Origin of the sequence: Peptacetobacter hiranonis (genome assembly GCF_008151785.1) — a bacterium.
In the GTDB taxonomy this organism is placed as follows: domain Bacteria; phylum Bacillota; class Clostridia; order Peptostreptococcales; family Peptostreptococcaceae; genus Peptacetobacter; species Peptacetobacter hiranonis.
The window spans coordinates 772,319-792,086 of sequence record NZ_CP036523.1; the positions used below are offsets into that span (position 1 = coordinate 772,319).

A 19,768-nucleotide genomic window follows, 5' to 3' on the forward strand; every position below is an offset into this window, starting at 1 on the left:
GTAAGTTATGGAAAAAATAAAAAAATTATTTAATATGATTTTAGCTTTACTTCAGTACCCATTCAAGAAAGGTATTTTTAAGGATAAGAATATATGGCTGATAGGTGGTCATTCTGGAGATATATACGACGATAACTCAAAGTTTTTATACGAGTATATATTAAAAAATCACAAGGAAATAGATATATATTGGGTTATTGATAAAAATAGTAAGGTAAAGGATAAAATTCCTGGCAATAAGTTAATAAAAGGAAGTGTAGAAAATTATCTGTACTATTATAATGCGGAGGTAGTTATATTTTCACATGCTCCTTCTGCAGATATAGCACCGTATAATTTTGCAGTTCCTGTTCTTAATAGATTCCATAAGAAGACATTTAAGGTATTTTTAAATCATGGAGCTATAAGCTTTAAGAAAAGAAAGCCTATGAATGCTAGATTTAAGAATTTAATAGATGAACTGATGCGCAGCTACAATATGGCTACAGCTATATCTGATTTTGAAAAAAATATAATGGTAAATGAGTGGGGAATGGATAATGAAGCAGTTTGTGTTACAGGATGTGCAAGACAGGATAATCTTCCATTAAATAAAAAACCTGCTTCAAGAGATATATTATATATGCCTACTTGGAGAGATTGGATTAAGTTTGGCGATAAAAAATTCACTGATACTGAGTATTTTAGTAATATTATGTTATTCTTAAATGACGAGAAACTTAATGAGGCATTGGAAGCTAATGATGTAAATATAAAATTTTATATGCACCATTTAATGCACGAGTTTATTGATGATATAAAAGAAAATATAACTGGAAAGAGAATTAAATTTTTAGATAAAGATGTTACATTAGCCGATGAGATAACTTCATCAGCAGCTAATATAACAGACTACTCTGGTGTAGCAATGGACTTTATGTATATGGATAGACCTATACTTTTCTATCAGTTTGATGTTGAAAAATATAAAGAAGAGGTTGATTCTTATATAGATTTAGATAATGAAATGTTTGGGGATGTGGCTTACAATAAGGATCAAGCAGTTGATAAATTAATTAATATAATAGAAAGTGGTTTTGAGGTTACAGAAAGTCAAAGGATTGCAAGAAATAAATTTTTCAGATACAATGATAATGGCAATTGCGAAAGAATTTACCATTGCATAGTAGAAAAATTAAACAAATAACAAATGATGAGGAAAATTAAGATGGATAAAAATTTAGTGTCTATAATTACTCCCATGTATAATGCTGAAAAATATATTGTAGGGACAATAGAATCAGTTCTTAATCAGACATATAAAAACTGGGAAATGATAATTGTCGACGATTGTTCAACAGATGGTTGTTCTGAAATAGCAAAATCATACTCAGAAAATGACAATAGAATAAAATATATAAGAACTGAAAAAAATTCTGGAGTTTCTAATGCAAGGAATGTAGCCTTAAAAATGGCTAATGGGGCTTTTATTGCCTTTTTGGATAGTGATGATATATGGGATTGTGAAAAATTAGAAAAACAGATTAGGTTTATGCAGGAAAACGACTATGTTATAACATTCACTGCATATGAACTAATGGATGAAAATAGCAATAGGATGCATAAGGAAATAAGAGTTCCGAAAAGTGTGGACTACAATACTCTTTTAAAAGGTAATGTTCTTGGGTGTTTAACTGTAATAATAAATAGAGAGAAACTTGGTTTTGATATAAGAATGAGTGGAGAAAGACATGAAGATTATGTTCTTTGGTTATCTATATTAAAGAGAGGTATAATAGCTTACGGTATCGATGAGGTATTAGCTATGTATAGAAAATCAAGTAGTTCTTTAAGTGGTAATAAATTTAAGGCAGCAAAATGGACTTGGAATATATATAGAAATATTGAGAAGATACCATTCCCGAAGGCTGTTTATTATTTTATAAATTATGCTATAAATGGAATTAAGAAAAGTTAGAAGGGAGAAAAATTATGTATAAATACAAATTTACAATATTTACTCCTACATATAATAGAGAATATACACTTCCAAAGCTTTACAATGATTTGAAAAATCAGACATACAAAGATTTTGAGTGGTTAATAGTAGATGATGGAAGTACGGATAATACAGAGGAATTAGTAAATAAATTCATTGAAGAAGATATCTTAGATATTAGATATATAAAGAAGGAGAATGGTGGAAAACATACTGCTATAAATGTAGGCGTTAGAGAGGCCAATGGAGAATTTTTCTTTATTGTAGATAGCGATGATGGACTTATGCCTAATTCTATGGAATTAGTTATTCAGGAATGGGATAAAGTTGATAATAAAGAGGAGTTCTGCGGTATTGTTGGTCTATGCTTAAGAATGGAAGATGGAAAAACACTAGGAACAGAAGTTCCAGAAGAACATTTGATATGCCACTTTGCGGAATTATATTATAAATTTGGAGTAAAAGGCGATAAAACAATAGTATTTTTAACAGATATTTTAAAACAGTATCCTTTCCCAGAAAGAGAAGGAATAAGATTTTTACCAGAGAGCGTTGTTTGGTATGAAATATCTAAATACTATAAGGTTAGATGTATAAATGAACCTATGATAATAAGGGAATATTTAGAAGATGGGCTTACAAAGAATATTCTTAAAAAGAGTGCTTTAAAGGGAAGAGCATTAGAGTATTTATATCTTACAAATCAAAATACATATCCATTAAAGGATTTCCCTTATATGTGGATAAAGAATTATATAAATTTAGCTAGATATTCGTTATTGTCAGATAGTAAATATTTTAATGAGATAAACAAGATAAGAGATAAATTTATGTATATATTATGTTTTCCACTAGGTTATTACAAATATTTAAGACAAAAGAAATTTGTTAAGGAATAAGTTTTAGTTTGAAAAAATAATATTGCTAATATATAAGGAGAGTATAACGTATGAATGAACCATTGGTATCAATAATAACTCCTGTATATAATGCAGAGCGGTTTTTAGAAGATACGATAAAATCGGTACAGAAGCAGTCATATAAGAATTGGGAACTTGTTTTAGTAGACGACTGCTCAAAAGATAGTTCATCAGAAATAATAGAAAAATTCCGAAATAGTGATGATAGAATAAGATATATCAAATTAGAAAAGAATTCCGGAGCAGCTATTAGTAGAAATACTGGTATAAAGAACGCGAATGGTAGATTTATAGCATTTGTAGATAGCGATGATCTCTGGGAGGAAACTAAGTTAGAAAAGCAGATTGAATATATGCTAAGGGAAAATATAGGATTTTCCTTTACTTCATATAGATATATGAGAGAAAATGGAGAAAAGACTAATAAAGTTGCAAAGGCTCCAAAGAAGATTGATTATGAAGGACTTTTAAAGAACACTATAATAGGATGTTCAACCGTAGTATTAGATCGAAAAATTATAGGTGATTTTGAAATGCCTTTAGTTAAGAGAGGACAGGATACTGCTACATGGTTGAAAATACTTAGAACAGAAAAGTATGCATATGGGATAGAGGAGCCACTAGTTAATTATAGAATAGTAGGTAATTCTCTATCTAGTAATAAGATAAAAGCCTTAAAGAGAACATGGAATACGTATAGAAACGTGGAGGGCTTAGGTCTGTTTAAAAGCATGTATGTATTCTGTTTTTATGTAGTTAATGCTATAAGAAAGAGATTATAGCGTTGTATTGATTGGGAGGCGAAATGATGAAAATAGCAGTAGCAGGAACAGGATATGTTGGTCTTGTGACAGGTGCTTGTTTAGCTGAAAAAGGACATAATGTAGTCTGTGTCGATATAGATGAAAAAAAGGTAGAAAAAATGAAGGCTGGTTTTTCACCTATATACGAAGAAGGACTAGAAGAAATAATGCAGAAAAATTATAAAGACGGAAGAATTGATTATACAACGGATTATGAATCTGCTTATAAAAATTCTGATGTAATCTTTATAGCTGTAGGTACACCTGAGAGAAGCGATGGATCAGCGAATCTTGATTATATAAAAAAGGTTGCTATACAGATTTCTAAAAGCATAGAAAAAGACACATTAATAGTAATAAAATCTACAGTTCCAATAGGAACTAATGGAAAAATAGAAGAGTATATAAGAAGAAACTTAAATAAAAATATTCATATTGAGCTAGCTTCTAATCCAGAGTTTTTAGCACAGGGTACAGCAGTTCACGATACCTTAAATGCGTCTAGGATAGTAATAGGTGTTGAGAGTGAATGGGCTGAAGGAATAATGAAAGAAATTTATTCGCCTTTTGAAATACCTATGATTGTAACTGATAGAAATAGTGCTGAGATGATAAAATATGCATCAAACGACTTTTTAGCTTTAAAAATATCTTATATGAATGATATAGCTAATTTATGTGAGATAGTAGGGGCTAATGTTGAGGATGTTGCAAAAGGAATGAGCTATGATGATAGAATAGGAAGCAAGTTCTTGAGAGCTGGAATAGGATATGGAGGTTCTTGTTTCCCTAAAGATACAAAGGCTCTTCACTGGTTATCAGCTCAGAATGGATATGAGTTAAAGACTGTTAGAGCAGCTATAGAGGTAAATGAACAGCAGAAACTAAAATTAGTTAGAGCTGCAGCAGAAAAGATAGAATCATTTGAGGGTATGAAGGTAGCTATACTAGGTCTTACATTTAAACCAGGTACTGATGATTTAAGAGAATCACCAGCTATACCAAATATAGAATACCTTCTTGATAGAGGTGCTGATATATATGCATTTGATCCAGTTGGTGTTGAAAATGCAAAGAAATTGTTTGGAGATAAGATAGTCTATACAAAAACAGCTAAGGAAGCGTTAAAAGATGCTAAACTTTGTTTTATAATGACTGAATGGAAAGAGGTTAAAGATCTTACTCCTAATGATTTTAATGAAAATATGGCAGAAAGTATAGTTTATGATGGAAGAAATTGCTACTGTCCTGAAGATATGAAAAATGCCGGAATAGAGTACTATTCAATAGGTAGATAAATTTTAGGAGAAGGAAATGAAAATTTTACATATAAATTCATACTATATAAGTTCGACAATATATAAGCATTTGATATCTCATATGGATAGACCAGGGATATTAAATGATATATATATTCCAGTAGATAGAGATGAAAACATAGGAAAGTATAAAGGAATTGAGTCAGAGAGGATAAATTATATCTATTCTAAATGTTTTGGAAAGTTAGATAGAATAATATTCCATCTGAAAAATTATAGAATAGAAAAAGATATGTATAAAAAAGTGGATTTTGATGGTGTTGATGTTGTACATGCACATTCGCTTTTTGTAAATGGTTACTTAGCACTTAAACTAAAAAGAAAGCTTGGATATGATTACATGGTAGCTATAAGGGCTACTGATGTTAAAGTATTTTTCAAAAAGATGATAATGCTTAGAAAGCTAGGCGTTGAAATAATGAAGAATGCTAAGTATTTAGTATTTATATCACCTTACTATAAGGATGATGTAATAGATACTTATGTACCAGAAAATCTTAGAGAAGAAATGAAGAAAAAATCTATTGTAATACCAAATGGTGTAGATAAATTCTGGCTTGATAATATGGATATGAGAGAGAGAGTATTCAAGGATAAAGATATAAGACTTGTTTATGCCGGAAGACTTGAAGGGGTTAAAAACTTAGATACTACAATAGCAGTATTAAAAGAGCTTATAAAAAGAGGATATAATGCTACATTGGATATAATAGGAAAAGGACCGGAAGAAGGCAAGATAAAGAAACTTGCTGAAGGTGAATTAGAAGGAGCTTTAAACTTTTATGGATTTATGCCTAAAGAGGAGCTTATAAAATTTTATAGAAGAAATGATATATTTATAATGCCTTCTAAAAGAGAAACTTTTGGTCTAGTATATATAGAAGCTTTATCTCAAGGTCTTCCTATAATATACACTAAAAATGAAGGTGTATATGGCTACTTTAAAGAAGGAGAGGCAGGATATGCGGTTGACTGTAACAATGTATCTGAAATAGCTGATAGAGTAGAGGATATATACAACAGAAATGTATGGAATATGGAACATCTTGAAGAAAAAATAAAAAATGACTTCAATTGGGACAATATTGTTGAAGAATATATAAAGTATTATTATACTTTTTAAATGATGATTAGTAGTTCTCGGTATTAATACAATTATTAATGCCGAGAACTTTTTTTATGTAATTAATTAAAAATCTATTAAAGTTAACTGTAATGATGTATAATATAAAATTAGCGATTAATATAGGAATTTATTTTTAGAAAGGATACAACTTTATGAAGATACTATATATTGTCAATATGGATGAGAATAATAAAAAAGGTCTTTTTATGGCTACACATGAAAAGATAAAAGCAATAATGAAAAATCATCCAGAGAACGAATATAAAGTAATATCTGTACAGTTTAAAGATACTGGTATTTTTAGGATGGCTAAAAAAATAGCAGGAAAGCATACCTATGATAAGACTAGTGATGGTTTTGAGCTTGATGGTATAAAATACAAAAAAGTATATTTAAGTATAGATATGAAGAGTAAAAAAGCTGAAAAGCTAGAAAATGATAAAGAAAGGTTTATGGAATTTTTCAATACTTGCAAATCAGATATAGAAGAGTGTGATATGGTTAGCTGCCATTGGGGATACCCTCATGGGAGAATTGCGTATTGGATAAATAGAGAGTTTAAAAAGCCATATATCGTTACTTACCATGGAAGTGATGTACATACTATGCCATTTGAAAATGAGCATATAAAAACAAAAGTACTTCAGATAATGGAAAATGCAAAACAGAATATATTTGTAAGTAAAAAGCTTATGGATACTGCTAGAGAGCTAGGGTATACAGGAGATAACTGTACCGCATCGAGAAATGGTGTAAATACTAAAAACTTCTACATAATATCTGATGAGGAAAAGAATTCTATAAGAGAAAGATACCATATTAAAGGTAAAAATATTGGATTTGTTGGAGCTGTAAATAAGATAAAAAGAGCTGACAAATTTGCGAAAATATTTGATAGTATAAAACAGATTGATCCAAGTAATGAATATACATTTACAGTTGTTGGAGATGGTCCTTTAAAATCTCAAGTAGAAAAGGAATGCAATGAAAAAGGATTAAAGGCTGTATTTACAGGGAATCAAGATGTAGATATGGTTAGAAATTTGATGAATACAATGGATGTTATGATACTTCCTAGTAGAAGAGAGGGATTTGGCTGCGTTATAACTGAGGCAAATGCATGTGGTGTGCCTGTTGTAGGTAGTGATGCAGGTGGGATTTCTGAGGCTATTGGGATAAAAGAAAATATCATAGCTGATGGCGATGAGTTTGAAAAGAGAATAGCTAAAAGAGTTGTTGAGGTGGTAAACTCTGAAAATGATAAAGAATCTCTTTCAAAATATACTTTAGAGAATTTCTCTTGGGATAAAATAGCAGAAGATGAAGCCTCTTTTTATGGAGAGGGGGACATAAGATAAATGGGTAAGGTAGCAAAAGCAACCGTATCTCTAATGATTGTCACAATGCTTTCAAAGATACTTGGATTTGGAAGGGAATTAGTACTTGGTGCATTATACGGTGCGACTGTATATAGTGATGTGTTTATAGCAGCATCAAATATACCAAAAGTTCTATTTACATTAGTTGCTACAGCACTAGCGACGACATTTATACCTCTTTACTATGAAAATCTAAGAGAGGGTGGAGAAGAAAAAGCACTTAGATTTTCGAATAATATACTAAATATAACTATAATACTTGGAATAATACTTTCAACGATTTCATTTATATTTGCAGAGCCTATAGTAAAAATATTTGCTATGGGATTTAAAGGTGAAACATTTAAACAGGCGGTATTATTTACAAGAATAATAATATTTGGAGCAATATTTACAGGGTTGAGCGATATAATGAAGTCTTACCTTCAATCAAAGGGTAGCTTTACTATACCAGGGCTTATAGGATTGCCGTACAATATTATATTAATAACAGCTATGATACTTAGTGTATTACTTGATAATATTTACATACTTCCTGTTGGAGCATTGTTTGCGATGGCGAGCCAGTTCTTATTTCAGGTTCCATTTGCGTATAAGAAAGGTTACAAATATAGACTATTTGTAGATTTCAAAGACGAGTATGTAAAGAAGATGCTAATACTTGTGGCTCCTATAGTAGTTGGGGTTGCGGTTGATCAGATAAATATAATGGTAGATAAGACATTGGCATCTACGCTTGTAGAAGGAAGTATATCGGCGTTAAACTATGCTGATAGACTTAAAGGGTTTGTAACGGGAATGTTTATAGCATCGATATCTGCAGTTGTGTATCCACAGTTTTCAAGATTATCTGCATTAGTAGATAGGACAGAGTTTTTTGATTTTATTAGAAAAAGTATCAATTCAGTAATAATTATAATAATGCCTATGACAATAGGAGCTATGGTTTTATCAGAGCCTATAGTTAGGATACTTTTCCAAAGGGGAGCATTTGATGCAAGAGCTACACAGATGACTGCTGTGGCGCTTATATTCTATTCTATAGGGCTTATAGGTGTTGGGCTTAGAGATATTCTTACAAAGATATTCTACTCTGTGCAGGATACAAAGACACCAATGATAAATGCTACAATAGCAGTTGTTATGAATATATGTATGAATCTTTTATTTATAAGATACCTAAAACACGCAGGACTTGCACTTGCAACTAGCTTATCATCTATTATATGTATTACATTATTATTTAGAAGTCTAAAGAAAAAAATTGGCGACTTTGGTCAAAGAAAAATAATTGTAGTATTTATTAAGACTACATTTTCGGCAATAATAATGGGTGGTGTTGCAAGATTTGTATATAATATTATATTTGGCGCTCTTGGAACAGGATTTGTTATGGAAGTTATAGCGTTGGGAACAGCTATAATAGTTGGTGCTGGCGTTTATGCACTTCTTATAATGTTACTTAGAGTAGATGAAGTTTCGATGATAACTGATATAGTGAAAAAGAAACTCAAACGAAAATAGATATAAATTGTTACAGATTGTAACAAATAGCAGAAAGTTGTTTGTTGGATGTTAGAAAATAGGTTAAAAATTAAAATAGAAACAAAATAGTTACAAAAAAACATTATTATGGATAAAAATAGTATAAAAAAAGACTTAAATTAATAAAAATTTAGGTCTTTTTTTTATAAAATTGATGAAATAATTATAAAAGGTTGACATAATAATACAAAAATGATATATTTAATAACTGTAAGGCTTAAAAAAAGACAGTAGATTTTGTAATAAATTTCAAATTGTTACCAATTAAAATGTTGAAATTTCAATGGTTGCAACAAGGGTAACAACAAAAATTACAAAAAAGTTACAGAAATGTTACAGAAATGTTACAAAAAAGCTTGTCTAATGTAATAAGCTATGATAGAATAAAAAATGTAGAATTTAGAAAGATAAATTTTACTACATTAACCACTAACTAATTAAGAGAAATCAGGAGGGCGATTAATGCATTCGTTAAACATAAACAAGAAAATATCTAAAATAATGGCAGCTGTAATAATAGCTGGTTCACTAACAGCATTTGCTGGAAATAATACAGTAATGGCAGATGAAATATCTGATATAGCAGTAGTTTCTGAAACTACAGAAACAAGAGCTGCAGCTAAAAATGGTTTTGTTAAAGAGGGTAACAAAACTTTCTACTACAAAAATGGTAAAAAAATAAAAGGCTGGGTAGAAGCTAACGGAGAAAAATATTACTTCATGAATAACTTCGAAATGGCTCAGTCAAGATATAGAACAATAAATAAAGTTGATTACTTCTTCAAAGCTGATGGAACATTAGTTGCTAATGAAGTAGTTAAAACAACTGATGGAATATTCAGATTTAATGCTGATGGAACAAAAGTTAAAAATGAAAGATATGCAGAAGTTGTAAATTGTGACTTCTTAGCAGTAAGAGCTGAAGCTAATGCAAAATCAGCAGAAAAAGGAAGATTAAAACCAGGCGAACTAGTTAAAATAACTGGGGAAGCAAATGGATGGAATAAAGTTGAAACATTAAATGGTTTAAATGGATGGTCAAATGGAGATTACTTCAACTACAATGAACCAGTAAACGCTAAAGTTCAGAAAGTAATATCTGTAGCAAAAGCTCAGATGGGTAAACCATATAGATGGGGAGCAACTGGACCAAGCTCATTCGACTGTTCAGGATTAATGCAGTATGCATTCAAAAATGGTGCTGGGGTATCACTTCCAAGAGTATCAAGAGATCAGGCAAATGTTGGTAAAAAAGTTTCAAAAGCTGAATTACAGCCAGGAGATTTAGTATTCTTCGCTAAAGGTGGAAGAATACACCACGTTGGAATGTACTTAGGAAACGATCAGTACATACATGCACCACAGACTGGTGATGTTGTTAAAATAAGCAAATTATCATCAAGAACTTTATATACTGCAAGAAGAGTTATACAGTAATTAAGAAGATGATTATAGGACGTTTAAAACGTCCTTTTTTTACGTAATAAATACAATTTATATATAAATAAAAAGAAAAAGGGCGTCTGTAAGGCGTCCTTTCTTAATTTAAATTATTAAAAGTATTCTAGAAAAATTTTAAATTATACCAGTGAAATTATTTATATTTAATAATTATAAAAATAATATAAAGTGTAACGTCTATTGTATACTGATAATTAAAAGTTATCGTTATGAAAATAAAGAAATTAGAAATTAAGATTAAATATTAAAAAGTTATATTTAAAGTATATAGATAGAAATTTACAAAAGATAAAAAAACTATAGTAAAAAAAGAATAACGCTAAAAAATTCAGAAAAATTTGCAAAACTAAAGCTAGATTGATAAAAAAATAATAAAAAAATAGTTGGAAAACGTAATCATAAAAGGTAATTTTTTAAAATAATACGATTTATAAGATAAATTTATTAATATAACTTTGTTATTATACTAAAAAAAGCGTTAATAAAACAAAAAAGATATATTAAAATGTAATTGAAAAAAGGGATAATTTAAAATATAAATTACAATCCCTTTAATGTTAAATTAATAGCATTATTATTGCTACAGCGGCAAAAAAAATTAGCTGAAATTGAATAGGAAGGTTTTTGTTAGAAATGGGAGAAACAAAGAAAAAAGGGTATCCAAAGGGCTTTTGGGTATGTGGATGTACTGAAATCTTTGAACGTCTTGCTTACTATCTAGGTCGTTCACTGATACTTATTTTCGTAACAGCATCTGTTGCAACAGGAGGTCTTGGACTTTCTAAAGGACAGGGTGCTACAATGCAATCATTATTAACAGCATTTGCTTATCTTGGACCATTACTAGGAGGAGTTATCGCCGATAGATATATAGGTGGACGTTAAACTACTCCAATAGGTTATATAATAGCTGGTATTGGTTACTATTGTGGTGGTATAGCTAAATCACCTGCAATGGTTTATGTTATGATATTCTGTGTAAGTATAGGTCTTGGTTTACAGAAAACTGGTGCACTTATAGGACGTATAGTAACAGATAAAGATCAGGTTGACTCTGCTTTCTCTATCCGTTATACATTAGTTAACACAGGTGCTTTCATAGGTACTTTCTTAGTTGGTATATTATACAAAGACGTATTCGCTAAAAACGGAGTACTAGGATTTGCTCCTTGCTTCAAATTAGCAGCTGTATCAATGTGGTTAGGTGCTTTATGGTTCTTCGTTCTTGGAAATCGTTTCATGGGTGAAGTTGGTAAAAAACCATTCAAATTTGAAAAAACTGCTGAAGAACTTGAAAGAGAAAAAGCTGAAAAAGCTGCTCATAAAGAAGAAGCTAAAGATGAACCTCTTACTAAAGTTGAAAAGAAAAGAATCGCTGCTATATTCCTTGTAGCTGGATTCTCAGTAATATTCTGGATATTCTGGAACTTAGCATATCTACCAGTTTACTACTACTGGACAGAAAACATGAACTGGGTTGTTGCAGGATACGAAGTTCCAACTACTTGGTTCGACGCTGCAAACTCAATATTCTGTGTAATCTTAGGACCAGTTATGGCTATGTTATGGAGAAAACTTGCTGCTAGACCACAGGGAGATATGTCTTTATTCAAAAAGACTGGTATAGGTATAGGAGTACTTGGTGTATCTTATATATTCTTCGCAGTACTAGATGTAATGCGTGGTGGAGCTAAGATAAGTGTTCTTTGGTTATTAATATTCTCATTCATCCTAACATTAGGTGAAATGTTCTTCTCACCATTAGGACACGCATTCATAAGTAAATATTCTCCAAGCCGTTACTTATCAACAATGATGGCAGTTTGGGGTATAGCTACATTTATATCTTCATTAGCATACGGACCACTATTCTCAGCTACATTCGAAGGAGGATTCAAATTCTCTAGCGTATGTATAGCAATAGCAGTAGTTGCATTCATATCTGCAGTAGTATTATTCGTACTAGATAAGAGATTATCTAAACTAGTTGAAGATGAAGATGAAGTTGAAGCTTAATTAAATATATACAATATAATAAAATAGCATATAAAAAGCTGTTTCACGCGATAGTGAAACAGCTTTTTAAAAGCAAATAAATATTTTTAATTTTAAAAAAATAGAAAAAATTTATTTGTAAATAAAAAAAGTAATTATATTATGAAAATGTAGGGGGTAAATTACAATGACTGTTAAAGAAAGAATAGAACAGCTTCGTGAATTAATGAGAAAAAATGGAATCGATGCATATGTTGTTCCAACTTCAGATTTCCATCAGAGTGAATATGTTGGAGAACATTTCAAAGCTAGAAAATTTATAACAGGGTTTACAGGTTCTGCAGGTACTGCAGTTATAACTCTTGATGAAGCTAGATTATGGACAGACGGAAGATACTTCACTCAGGCTGCTAAACAGCTAGAAGGATCTGGTGTAGAATTAATGAGAATGGCTGAACCAGGAGTACCTACAATAAATGAATACTTAAAATCTACATTAGTAGAAGGAAACTGCTTAGGATTTGATGGTAGAGTAGTAGCTATGGGAGAAGGACAGGGCTACGAAGAAATAACAAAATCAAATAAAGCTACTATAAAATATGAAGTAGATTTAATAGATGAAATATGGGAAGATCGCCCAGAACTTTCTAAAAAACCTGCATTCAAACTAGGTGAAGAATACGCTGGAGAAAGTGCAGCTAGCAAAATAGAAAGAATTCGTGAATATATGAAAGAGTGTGGAGCTACTTACCACACAGTTGCTACTATAGATGATATATGTTGGGTACTTAACATGCGTGGAGACGATATAGACTTCTTCCCACTAGTATTATCTTATATGGTAGTTAAAATGGATGGGGTAGATCTATATATAGATGAAACTAAATTAAATGATGAATTAAAAGCAGAATTCGCTGAAATAGGTGTAGCAGTTCATCCTTACAACGATGTTTATGCAGATACTAAAAAAATACCAGCTGGAGAAACTATACTTATAGACCCAGCTAGATTAAACTACGCTATATACAGCAACATACCAGAAGGTGTAGCTAAAGTTGAAGAAAGAAATCCAGAAGTTTTATTCAAAGCTATGAAAAACCCTAAAGAAATAGAAAACATGAGAATAGCTCAGATAAAAGACTCTGTAGCTCATGTTAAATTCATGAAATGGGTTAAAGAAAATGTAGAAACTATGGAAATAACTGAAATGAGTGCATCTGAAAAATTAGATGAATTAAGAGAAGAAATGGGTAACTTCATAAGACCAAGCTTCGAACCAATATCAGCTTATGCAGATCACGCAGCAATGATGCACTACTGCTCAAAACCAGAAACTGATGTAAGACTTAGAGAAGGAAGTGTTTACTTAACAGATACTGGTGCTGGATTCTGGGAAGGAACTACAGATATAACAAGAACATTCGTACTTGGTGAAGTATCAGATACTATAAAAGAACACTTTACATTAGTTGCTATGTGTAACTTACGTCTTGCTAATGCTACATTCTTACAGGGATGCGTTGGTATGAACTTAGATATACTAGCTAGAAAAGCTTTATGGGAAAGAGGACTTGACTATAAATGCGGTACTGGACATGGTGTAGGATACTTATTAAATATACACGAAGCTCCAACAAGCTTAAGATGGAGATATAGAGCTGGAGATACTCATAAATTTGAGGAAGGTATGATATTAACAGATGAACCAGGTGTATATATAGAAGGATCTCATGGTATAAGATTAGAAAATGAACTTCTAGTATGCATGGGAGAACAGAATGAATACGGACAGTTTATGTACTTCGAACCAATAACTTATATACCATTTGACTTAGACGGTATAGTTCCAGAAGTTATGAACAGTGATGATATAAAATACTTAAATGAATACCATAAACTAGTATTTGAAAAAGTTTCTCCATACCTAGATGAAGAAGAAACAGAATGGTTAAGAAAATATACTAGAGAAATATAGTTTAAATAAACGGGCTGGCGCATATTTTGCGTCAGCCCATTTTTTAAATTATATTTTCTAGTATATAATGTGGAAGGATATTAGCGAAATTGTTACAATTTATTGTTCTATTGTAATTAATTATGTCACTTTTTTACAGTAAATCTGTAAAAATAACAAAATATACTTTTAATTTGGTGAAAATATACAAAAAGTAACAAAATAGTAACAAAATAGTTACAGAAATGTAACAAAAAGCTTGTTCTTCTGTAACCATTATGTTACAATTAAAAATGTAGCGAGAGGGGCTACAAAAATGATTTATAAAATACCCACTATCTATAAATCATGAATCATAATTACAGGAGGACGATTAATGACGAAGATATTTAAAAATAAGTTTTTGGCAAAGATCATGGCAGCAGTTATGATATCAGGAGCGATAATGGTGACAGATGCATCTGTAGAAGCAGGAGCAGAAGAATTAGAAAATATACAGACAGTATCTACAACAGATGTTGCAAGAACTGCAGCTAAAAACGGATTTGTACAGGAAAATGGAAAAACATACTATTATAAAGATGGTGTAAAACAGAGAGGTTGGTTAAAAATAGGTGATGAAACTTATTATTTAACTAATGATAATTCTCTAGCACAGCGGATGTGGAGAACAATAGACGGAAAAGATTATTACTTCAATGCAAAAGGTGTAATGGTTAAAAACACATTTAGAGATGTAAGAGGAACAATATACAGATTTGACGCTAATGGAGTTAAATCAAAAAATAAATGTGGAAAAGTAGTAGATTGTGATTTCTTAAATGTTAGAGATAAAGCATCAACAAAAGGGAAAGTAGTAGAAAAAATATACGCAGGTAAATTTGTAGAGATATTAAAAACATCTGGAAGTTGGTATCAGGTAAAAACAGAAAGTGGAAAAGTAGGTTGGGTTAGTTCAAACTATGTAACAATACCAGGTGAAACAAGTACAAAAGCAGAAGCAGCATTAAAAGTAGCAAAAGCTCAGTTAGGTAAACCATACAAATGGGGAGCTACTGGACCAAGCTCATTTGACTGCTCAGGTTTAACATACTACGCTTATAAAAATGGAGCAAAAGTTAGCATACCAAGAACATCAAGAGAACAGTCAAAATACGGTAAAAAAGTTTCAAAATCAGAATTAAAACCAGGAGATTTAGTATTCTTCGGTAAAGGAAGCTCAGTAAACCATGTTGGAATGTATATAGGAAATGACCAGTATATACACTCACCACAGACTGGCGATGTTGTAAAAATAAGCAAATTATCAGCAAGAAAAATGATAGTTGCTAGAAGAGTAGTATAAATTAATAAAAGATTATAACTGCTTTAGCAGTATAATATAAACTCTTAACCGACAAATTAAAAAACTAAATTAAAGTAATAGGAAAAGCGGTAAATTTACATTTACTGCTTTTTCTATAATATTTTCTTTATATAATATAAAATCTATTATAAAATATATAAGGTAAAGTAAAAATAATTGGAAAGGGAGGAAAAAATGAAAAAGATATTAAAAAAACTAACAGTTGTTATGTTGGCGGTATTTATGTTTGTAGGAAGTGTATCTTACACAAATAACGCACAAGCTGCAGAAAAGGAAATGAGAGCAGCTTGGGTATCTACAGTCTATAATTTAGACTGGCCTAAAACAAAAAACAACGCATCAAAACAGAAACAGGAACTTACACAGTTAATGGATAAATTAAAAGGCTGTGGAATAAATACAATAGTACTTCAGGTTAGACCAGAGTCAGATGCACTTTATAAATCATCTATAAACCCATGGTCTAAGTACTTAACTGGGACACAGGGCAAGGATCCAGGGTATGACCCATTAGCATTTGCAATACAAGAAGCACACAAAAGAGGAATGGAGCTTCATGCATGGATGAACCCATACAGAGTAACATCTTCAGGTACTGACTTAAATTCACTTGTATCATCTCATCCAGCTAGAAAAAATCCAAGCTGGGTAATAAAATATAATAACAAAATGTACTATGATCCAGGTAATACAGCTGTTGTAGACTATCTTGTAAAAACAGTAAAAGAAGTTGTGGATAAATACGACGTAGATGGAATACACTTTGACGATTATTTCTATCCATCATCTTCATTCCCAGATGATGCATCATATAAAGCATATGGAAAAGGGCAGGATAGAAACAACTGGAGAAGAGAAAATGTAAACACTCTTCTTAAAAAAGTGAAAGCTGTTGTAAACGCTAGATCTGGTTGTGAATTTGGTGTAAGTCCATTTGGTATATGGAGAAATAAATCATCAGATTGCCCAGATGGTTCTGAAACTAGTGGCTCACAGTCATACTACAATATGCTTGCAGATTCAAGAACTTGGATAAGAAAAGGATATGTAGATTACATAGTTCCTCAGATATACTGGCCAATAGGGTTAAAAGTAGCTGACTATTCTAAACTTGTAAAATGGTGGGCTAATGAAGTAAAAGGATACGATGTAGACCTTTATATAGGTCAGGGAATATATAAACAGGGTCAGTCAAGCCATGGTGGACAGAATATAGCTAAAGAAATAAAGAATCAGATAAATATAAACAAACAGTACAGTACAGTTAAAGGTAGTATGTATTTCTCAGCCAGAGATATAGTGAATAATGCTGGCATATATAACGACTTAAAGAGTATGTATGGAGCATACAATGGAACAATAGAAGATAAAAACTTACCCACTTCTACAGAGATTATCGGAGCTAATAGATACGATACTGCGGCGAAAATAAGTAAAAAAGGGTGGAATGCATCTTCTACAGTAGTAATAGCAAATGGACTTAATGAAATAGAGGGGATAGTATCAAATCCTCTTGCATCAGCTTATAATGCACCGGTACTTCTTGCAGAAAAAGATAAGGTTAGCAAATATACTACAGATGAATTAAAAAGATTAAGTCCATCTAATATAATAATAATAGGTGACAAAAGTGCTATAGGAGAAAATACTGTTAGCAATATTAAAAAGGTAGCTCCATCAGCTTCTATAAAAAGAATAGAAGGATCAAACATAGAAGAGTTATCTGTAAATATAGCTAAAGAAATAGACTCAAAGGCTAATGTAAGCAAAATATACGTAGCTGGAGAAAATGGTGCAGCAGATGCATTATCAGTTGTGTCTAAAGCAGCTGAGGAAAAAGCACCTATAATAGTTACTTCAAAAAATAGTGTAAATTCATCAGTTAAAAACTGGATAAAATCAAATTCTATATCTTCAGCATATTTCTTAGGAGAAAATGCAGTTATTTCTAATAATGTAATCAAAGAAATAGACTCTGTAGTATCAGGAAATGTATCTGGAAATAGAATAGGTGGAAGCAATAGAAATCAGACTAATGCTAGAGTAATAAAAGCTCTATATCCATCAGAAACTTACAATCCAGTATTTGTGGCTAAAAATAGACCGCTTGTAGATGCAATAAGTGTAGGTGTATACGCAGCAAGAACAAAATCTCCAATTGTAATAGCAGGAAATTCCCTAGATTCTGAACAGGCAAACATACTAAAAAACAAAAAAACTAACAGCGTATTCAGAATAGGTGGAGGAATATCAAACGACACTTACAACAAAATCAGAGAAAATCTTAAATAAAATATTTTTTAGATAAACTTTATAAAAAGGATGCATTCTGCATCCTTTTTGTGTTTTCACTTCAAATAAAAAATAAAAAGATGGCTGCTGCAAAATCTGCAACAGCCTATTTTTAGATTTTATTTTACATATTGTTTATCATTAAATATGAAGTCCTGTAGTATTTTTACAGAGTCCTCAGTAAATCTTATTACCCATCCAGCATTCTTATACTTACCTTCAATAGAATATGGTGAGTTTGTTATAGGGAATTCAAATTGTTTAATATCAAGACTTCCCATTCTTATAACAGACATTCCAAGTGAAACTATCTGTGTAGTTTTCATATTAGTCTTTAAATAAGGTAAAACAGCATTTAAAAGCTTTGGATACTGCCATTTGGACATAGCCTTAACCCCAGAGAACATTGCCTGTATAACGTCTCTCTGACGTCTATCTCTCTCAAATGCAGAGTCGTTCTTTCTTATACGAGCAAATGAAAGTGCCTGATATCCATTTAGAAGCTGTTCACCAGGAGATTCTATAAGTTGCATAGGCTGAGATTTATCCTTATACCAATAATACGTTTCAGGGATGAATTTATTAAGCTCAGCAAGCTCAGATTCCTTAACATTTACCGTAACACCGCCAATAGCATCGATAATATACATAAACGATTCAAAATTGACAAGTGCGTAGTTATGTATATCTACACCAAAGTTATCTTCTATAGTTTCTGTAAGAAGCTCGACACCACCTAAATAATAGGCATGGGTAAGCTTAGTATATCCATGTCCAGGAATATTTACATACGCATCCCTAGCAAGAGAAGTAAGCTTTAGAGAATCGTGTACGGTATCTATTGTAAATATCATCATAGTATCCGTTCTAGACTTTTCCTCGCCTTCTCTGGCATCTGATCCAAGTAAAAGGATATTAGTAATACCTTTTTTGTTTATATGTGTAATATTGTCGAATACACCACTTGCAATAGATGGATCATATGCGTCTGCAACCTTTTTAATAAATGAAATAGCACCTACAGTAGGGAAGGCTAAAATAATAACTAATATAACAGTCATTATACGCTTAATCTTCTTTCTCTTCTGTCTTTTTCTCTCTGCATTTCTAGCAGCACGAGCACTACCGCTATTTCTTGGATTTCTATTTTTAGGTTGCTCTTTATTTATATTGTCATAATTATTTCCGTCTGAGGAACGACTTCCTCTATTTAGATTTGAGTTCATAGGAGATTTTTTGATATTCCTATTTTGCCCACCGGGAGCTCTTCTACTAGGATTTGAACGAGAACTGTCTGAACTTCTTCTGACATTTGTATTTATAGATTGCGATGATCTATTACCAGAAGAATTGCCACGACTAGACGACCTCTGAACTTTTGAGGCATTAGTACGTGGAGAACTAGACTGTCCATTCTTAGAAGAAGCGCTAACCCTTCTTATCTTGTTAGACGGGTTATCTCTATTATCTGCCAAAATAAAAACCTTCTTTCTAAAATTTGAATAATATCACACTAAAAAATAAGTCTTTTATCATTATAAATAGCGTTGCAAAAATATGCAAGTCACTTTTTTATTATATTAAAGACTTATGATGAATTCAAGTGATAATCTTTTATGAATTTACTATA

The 19,768-nt window shown here is 31.3% G+C and carries 15 protein-coding genes; 14 read left to right on the forward strand and 1 reads right to left on the reverse strand.

Annotated elements, in window-relative coordinates; genetic code table 11:
• Positions 1-7 precede the first annotated feature (7 nt).
• The 14 genes from KGNDJEFE_RS03700 (at position 8) to KGNDJEFE_RS03765 (ending at position 18,138) form a co-directional block, all read left to right on the forward strand.
• Entirely contained in the window at positions 8-1,186 is a 1,179-nt protein-coding gene (locus KGNDJEFE_RS03700; protein WP_006439884.1) for a CDP-glycerol glycerophosphotransferase family protein, read from the forward strand.
• 21 nt (positions 1,187-1,207) lie between these two features.
• Entirely contained in the window at positions 1,208-1,957 is a 750-nt protein-coding gene (locus KGNDJEFE_RS03705; RefSeq protein ID WP_148881794.1) for a glycosyltransferase family 2 protein, read from the forward strand.
• Positions 1,958-1,971: 14 nt separating this feature from the next.
• Positions 1,972-2,877, forward strand: coding sequence for a glycosyltransferase family 2 protein (locus tag KGNDJEFE_RS03710; RefSeq protein ID WP_006439886.1), 906 nt, complete (start codon positions 1,972-1,974; stop codon positions 2,875-2,877).
• Positions 2,878-2,927: 50 nt separating this feature from the next.
• A complete protein-coding gene (locus tag KGNDJEFE_RS03715; protein ID WP_006439887.1) occupies positions 2,928-3,680 on the forward strand; it encodes a glycosyltransferase family 2 protein in 753 nt (250 codons plus the stop codon).
• Between the two features lie 26 nt (positions 3,681-3,706).
• Positions 3,707-4,999, forward strand: coding sequence for a UDP-glucose dehydrogenase family protein (locus KGNDJEFE_RS03720; protein WP_006439888.1), 1,293 nt, complete (start codon positions 3,707-3,709; stop codon positions 4,997-4,999).
• A gap of 16 nt (positions 5,000-5,015) precedes the next feature.
• Positions 5,016-6,143 (forward strand): glycosyltransferase family 4 protein, encoded by a 1,128-nt coding sequence (locus tag KGNDJEFE_RS03725; RefSeq protein ID WP_040410384.1) that lies wholly within the window; start codon positions 5,016-5,018, stop codon positions 6,141-6,143.
• A gap of 155 nt (positions 6,144-6,298) precedes the next feature.
• Positions 6,299-7,504: a glycosyltransferase gene (locus KGNDJEFE_RS03730; RefSeq protein WP_006439890.1), complete on the forward strand. Its 1,206-nt coding sequence runs from the start codon at positions 6,299-6,301 to the stop codon at positions 7,502-7,504.
• Positions 7,505-9,049: a murein biosynthesis integral membrane protein MurJ gene (gene murJ, locus KGNDJEFE_RS03735; RefSeq protein WP_006439891.1), complete on the forward strand. Its 1,545-nt coding sequence runs from the start codon at positions 7,505-7,507 to the stop codon at positions 9,047-9,049.
• A gap of 483 nt (positions 9,050-9,532) precedes the next feature.
• Positions 9,533-10,507 carry an NlpC/P60 family protein gene (locus KGNDJEFE_RS03740; protein WP_050754653.1) on the forward strand — a complete coding sequence of 325 codons (975 nt, stop codon included), beginning with the start codon at positions 9,533-9,535 and terminating at the stop codon, positions 10,505-10,507.
• A 648-nt stretch (positions 10,508-11,155) separates the two neighbouring features.
• Complete coding sequence (locus tag KGNDJEFE_RS11890) at positions 11,156-11,416, forward strand: hypothetical protein (RefSeq protein WP_083780555.1); 261 nt, start codon at positions 11,156-11,158, stop codon at positions 11,414-11,416.
• A 21-nt stretch (positions 11,417-11,437) separates the two neighbouring features.
• Positions 11,438-12,547, forward strand: coding sequence for a peptide MFS transporter (locus KGNDJEFE_RS03750; protein ID WP_083780556.1), 1,110 nt, complete (start codon positions 11,438-11,440; stop codon positions 12,545-12,547).
• 166 nt (positions 12,548-12,713) lie between these two features.
• Positions 12,714-14,501 (forward strand): aminopeptidase P family N-terminal domain-containing protein, encoded by a 1,788-nt coding sequence (locus KGNDJEFE_RS03755; protein WP_006439895.1) that lies wholly within the window; start codon positions 12,714-12,716, stop codon positions 14,499-14,501.
• Positions 14,502-14,856: 355 nt separating this feature from the next.
• Positions 14,857-15,825 carry an NlpC/P60 family protein gene (locus KGNDJEFE_RS03760; protein ID WP_006439896.1) on the forward strand — a complete coding sequence of 323 codons (969 nt, stop codon included), beginning with the start codon at positions 14,857-14,859 and terminating at the stop codon, positions 15,823-15,825.
• Positions 15,826-16,020: 195 nt separating this feature from the next.
• A complete protein-coding gene (locus tag KGNDJEFE_RS03765; protein WP_006439897.1) occupies positions 16,021-18,138 on the forward strand; it encodes a family 10 glycosylhydrolase in 2,118 nt (705 codons plus the stop codon).
• Positions 18,139-18,257: 119 nt separating this feature from the next.
• Here the strand turns inward: KGNDJEFE_RS03765 and KGNDJEFE_RS03770 are convergent, their stop codons facing one another.
• Entirely contained in the window at positions 18,258-19,613 is a 1,356-nt protein-coding gene (locus KGNDJEFE_RS03770; RefSeq protein ID WP_006439898.1) for an LCP family protein, read from the reverse strand.
• Positions 19,614-19,768 lie beyond the last annotated feature (155 nt).

Coding starts and splice junctions, on each gene's coding strand:
- KGNDJEFE_RS03760 (WP_006439896.1), top strand. CDS start 14,857: ATGACGAAGATATTTAAAAATAAGTTTTTGGCAAAGATCATGGCAGCA.
- KGNDJEFE_RS03705 (WP_148881794.1), top strand. CDS start 1,208: ATGGATAAAAATTTAGTGTCTATAATTACTCCCATGTATAATGCTGAA.
- KGNDJEFE_RS03755 (WP_006439895.1), top strand. CDS start 12,714: ATGACTGTTAAAGAAAGAATAGAACAGCTTCGTGAATTAATGAGAAAA.
- KGNDJEFE_RS03725 (WP_040410384.1), top strand. CDS start 5,016: ATGAAAATTTTACATATAAATTCATACTATATAAGTTCGACAATATAT.
- KGNDJEFE_RS03700 (WP_006439884.1), top strand. CDS start 8: ATGGAAAAAATAAAAAAATTATTTAATATGATTTTAGCTTTACTTCAG.
- murJ (WP_006439891.1), top strand. CDS start 7,505: ATGGGTAAGGTAGCAAAAGCAACCGTATCTCTAATGATTGTCACAATG.
- KGNDJEFE_RS03740 (WP_050754653.1), top strand. CDS start 9,533: ATGCATTCGTTAAACATAAACAAGAAAATATCTAAAATAATGGCAGCT.
- KGNDJEFE_RS03765 (WP_006439897.1), top strand. CDS start 16,021: ATGAAAAAGATATTAAAAAAACTAACAGTTGTTATGTTGGCGGTATTT.
- KGNDJEFE_RS03710 (WP_006439886.1), top strand. CDS start 1,972: ATGTATAAATACAAATTTACAATATTTACTCCTACATATAATAGAGAA.
- KGNDJEFE_RS03720 (WP_006439888.1), top strand. CDS start 3,707: ATGAAAATAGCAGTAGCAGGAACAGGATATGTTGGTCTTGTGACAGGT.
- KGNDJEFE_RS03730 (WP_006439890.1), top strand. CDS start 6,299: ATGAAGATACTATATATTGTCAATATGGATGAGAATAATAAAAAAGGT.
- KGNDJEFE_RS03715 (WP_006439887.1), top strand. CDS start 2,928: ATGAATGAACCATTGGTATCAATAATAACTCCTGTATATAATGCAGAG.